Annotated in this window: 4 protein-coding genes and 1 pseudogene; all 5 read left to right on the forward strand. The window is 57.4% G+C overall.

Going from position 1 to position 3,601, the window contains the following annotated elements; genetic code table 11:
* Window positions 1-183, forward strand: a 183-nt coding sequence (locus ACSQ3Z_RS37190; protein ID WP_436176022.1) for a hypothetical protein, incomplete at its 5' end; no start/stop codon positions are given.
* 225 nt (window positions 184-408) lie between these two features.
* A complete protein-coding gene (locus ACSQ3Z_RS37195; RefSeq protein ID WP_436176025.1) occupies window positions 409-720 on the forward strand; it encodes a transposase in 312 nt (103 codons plus the stop codon).
* A pseudogene (locus ACSQ3Z_RS37200) lies at window positions 681-1,064 on the forward strand (IS66 family transposase); the annotation flags it as partial. The gene ACSQ3Z_RS37195 and the pseudogene ACSQ3Z_RS37200, both read left to right, overlap by 40 nt.
* A gap of 453 nt (window positions 1,065-1,517) precedes the next feature.
* A complete protein-coding gene (locus ACSQ3Z_RS37205; protein ID WP_436176023.1) occupies window positions 1,518-2,357 on the forward strand; it encodes a transporter substrate-binding domain-containing protein in 840 nt (279 codons plus the stop codon).
* A gap of 164 nt (window positions 2,358-2,521) precedes the next feature.
* On the forward strand, window positions 2,522-3,286 hold the full coding sequence (locus ACSQ3Z_RS37210) for a maleate cis-trans isomerase family protein (RefSeq protein ID WP_436176024.1): 765 nt from the start codon (window positions 2,522-2,524) through the stop codon (window positions 3,284-3,286).
* Window positions 3,287-3,601: the final 315 nt, after the last annotated feature.

The following is a 3,601-nucleotide window of genomic DNA, read 5'->3' on the forward strand; positions in this document are numbered from 1 at the left end:
AACGATGCGCTGGGCGGAACGCTTGGTTGCCCGGAGGCTTGGAAGGGCATGACATTCGAGCGCTGGGACTTTACGTGGGAGATCCTGCTGTGGGCTACCCTCAATACGTTGATTGCGGCCGGGGTGGGGTCCGACATCATCCCGCGATGGGTCCTGTGCCGGCAGGTAGCCACGATACCGTAACGTCAGCCGCCCAAATCTTTCCGTGAGACACCGATGCGTCGAGCGGTGTTGACCGGCGCGCAGATGCATCGACGGCCGCAGAGGCATCGGCCAGGCCAACAGGAGGCCTACAAGAGCATTGCTCCTGGATTACGCATGCGACGAAGGCCGCCTACTGACGCCTACCTTGAGGCATTAGTGTCCGCTTAGATTTAAGTGGACGCTTGGCGAATGAAGTATCTGGCTATGGAGCAGCCGTCGACGGTGGAAGCGAGCACGCCTGCGGCTGTGCCGCTGCCGCCGGATCCGGGTGCGGGCCGACAGCGGACGCGCCGCTCCTGGACGGTCGAGCAGAAGCTGGCGATCGTGCGTGAGGTGCAGGAGTCCGGTGATCCGGTGTCGTTTGTGGCGCGACGTCACGACATGAACGCGAACCACTTGTTCATCTGGATGAAACAAGCCCAGGAAGGGCGATTGGGCAGATCCAACCCGCTGTGCGAAACCCCACCGATCGCCTTCGCGAGCGCGATACCCTCTCGCGCTCTTCCGAAGTCCTGAAGCCAATCAACTACATGCTCAGGCGCTGGGCCGACTTCGCCCGCTTCATCGACGACGGCAGAATCTGCCTCAGCAACAACGCGGCCGAAAGAGCGCTGCGCGGTATTGCTCTGGGAAGGCGCAACTGGACCTTCGCCGGTTCCCAACACGGCGCCGACCGCGCCGCCGTTATGCTTACCCTCATCACCACGGCACGCCTCAACGACGTCGACCCGAAAGCCTGGCTCGCCGATGTCCTGGTCCGCATTGCCGATCTTCCCGCCTCGCGTCTGCACGAACTACTGCCCTGGGAATGGAAGCGCCTGCGCGAAGCCGAAAAGCCCGCCGATCAGCAGGCCGCCTGACCTCACGCAACGTCATCATAGAGCCCGCCGCGCGCACACGCGCGTGCCAATCATGCGGCCTTCGTCGTATGCGTACCTCCTGGACCACCGCCTTCAGGATCAAGATCCAGAGATTGTTCTCCTGCGCGGCTAAAGGCATCGGGGACACGAAAATGCCGCCTGAGCTCAGGTCTTCTCGCCTTGCGAAGATGCCCTTTGCGGCTTCCGCAACGTTCCAGCGATCCACTCAGCCGTATTAAGTCTTTCCTGTCGATGGGTGCTTGCGGGCGCAGGATCTCTGCGCTTGAGAGGAACTTTTTGCAGCTGCAACGCCCAAGCTTTGCGTTTTTCGCCAAAAGGAGCACTCAAAATGCCCTATCATACCTGATGCAAGCGTTTCTTGCTCGAAGTGTTAGGAAGACGCCCGTCGCCGCCGAGAGGCGCGCGCTCAACAGAAGAAGAAAGGGGAACAAAATGAAACGTATGATCAAGGTTTTTCTGAGCATTGGGCTCGTCGTGGGTCTAACGGCGCCCGCTTACACGGGTGAGCTCGCTGATCGCGTAGCAAGCGGCAAGACAATTCGTCTCGGCTTTGCATCTGAGCCGCCACAGGCATATCCTGGTGAGGGCAACAAGCCTCAGGGGTACGTAAACGCTATCGCCGAAGGGGTCCTTCGCTCAATGGGTTACACCAATATCGAGCCTGTGGTGACCGATTGGGGCGGGCTGATCCCGGGGCTGGAGGCCGGCCGGCTAGATCTAATTTCAGGCGGCATGTATATAAATAAGAAGAGATGCGATAACATAACATTCTCAGAGCCTGTTTCAAAAGAAACAGACGTTTTTATGGTGAAATCCGGAAATCCGGAACAGATCACTACTTATAAAGATTTAGTGACGAAGAGTGCGACAATGGTGACTGGGGCAGGCTATGCCGGCATCGAGATCGCTAAGAAGCAGGGCCTGCCCGCATCGCAAATTATGGAGGTTCCAGGGGGCACCGAAATTCTTGCGGCGGTTATCGCTGGTCGGGCGGCGGCTGGAGTGACGTCTTATACAGTCGTCCAGGATATCGCGAAAAAGTCTGGAGGAAAGGTAGAGGCCACCGATCCCGCCTTGATGCCTGAGGAGTCGTCCGCTTGGATCGGTATTGGTTTCAGGAACTCAGATAAGGATTTCGTGACAAAATTCAACGCCGAACTGAAACGCTATCTTGGAACGCCCGAGATGATGAAGGCCGCGGCAGAGGATGGTTACGACGAGAAGGCGTTGCCAGGCGATACAACAACAGAATGGGTCTGCACTCATCGCTGAAAACTTGTTGCATGCTAGGGGCGGGCAACTGCCTCTAGCACAGCTGTTCAGCCGCAGCCGCTCTGCGAAAGTTTTTTGGTGCCGCCCTGTAAACCAGTGATGACGTATCGGAAAGTATGAGTTGGATCCGGAACCGGATCGTACGCACGGGGAACTTTGATCAGATGCCTAGTCAGACTGCGTTCTACACCACTCACGTGGAGCCTTCATATCCTGCTGTGACGAGTGAGACCGTCATCGGATTGATAACCCCGTCCAACGACGTCATTACAGAGCTTGAATTGCGCAGAATGATGCATGATGACAGCATCGGCTTCGCGGCCGCTCGGATGAAGCATCACGAGCCCAGTACGGTCGAAAACCTCTACCGCCATGTTGATGAGATCGCTAACGCTGGGGACCTATTCGACCCGCCAGGCGTGGTCAAAGTATTCGCCTACGCCTGCACATCGGGATCAGCCATTATTTCGCAGAAAAGGCTGGAAGATGAGCTACAGAGAACCCGACCGGGGGCTTCCTTAACCTCCCCGATGACAGGAGCTTTGCGCGCCTTCGACAGGCTCGGCGTAAAACGCATCGCAATGCTCACACCTTATATCGACCAGGTAGGCGCTGTTGTCACTGAGGCCCTCAGCAGGTCGGGTATTTCAGTCTGCGCGTCTGCTTCATTCCACTGCAAAAGCGATTCCGACATCGCCGGACTCTCCCCGGAAAGTATCTTCGAGGCCTCTTGCTCGTTCAATTCCTCAGAGGCTGAGGCTCTTTTCATCCCGTGTACCCTCCTTCGGACTTCTAGCATAATCGATCGCCTGGAGGCCCGCCTCGGCAAGCCAGTGATAACTGCAAACCAGGCTATGCTGTGGGACGCATTGAGGCTCGCGCAATATGGAAAGCCTATAGTCGGCCACGGCCAGCTTCTGATGCTGTAATCAAGGGTGAGCTGCCACCTCTAATAGGTTCTCAAACCGCCGACCCGCCCTTTTGACCACCCGTGCGATCACGACTGGCATCGGAGCCGCGGTCGATGTTGCCGTTCGGGGCGTCGGCTCTGGAATAGCTGAGTTCGGCTCACAAGCGGCTAATGTTACTTAGGCCCGAGATTACTTAGGCCTAGCTAATGCTTTGCAGGCCCGAAATGCGCAAATGAGTCTCCCCTAATGACTTACCAAGAGCGAAAGCGCGGCTCTTTTTTGACCGGCTCGGTTCGGATATCGGGTAAACTGGAGGACTTCGATGCCTGGCGC

Origin of the sequence: Mesorhizobium sp. LjNodule214, assembly GCF_964252735.1 — a bacterium.
Taxonomy (GTDB): Bacteria; Pseudomonadota; Alphaproteobacteria; order Rhizobiales; family Rhizobiaceae; genus Mesorhizobium.

Excerpts from the sequence above, each read along its gene's own strand:
- ACSQ3Z_RS37195 (WP_436176025.1), top strand. The coding sequence starts at position 409 with ATGGAGCAGCCGTCGACGGTGGAAGCGAGCACGCCTGCGGCTGTGCCG.
- ACSQ3Z_RS37205 (WP_436176023.1), top strand. The coding sequence starts at position 1,518 with ATGAAACGTATGATCAAGGTTTTTCTGAGCATTGGGCTCGTCGTGGGT.
- ACSQ3Z_RS37210 (WP_436176024.1), top strand. The coding sequence starts at position 2,522 with ATGCCTAGTCAGACTGCGTTCTACACCACTCACGTGGAGCCTTCATAT.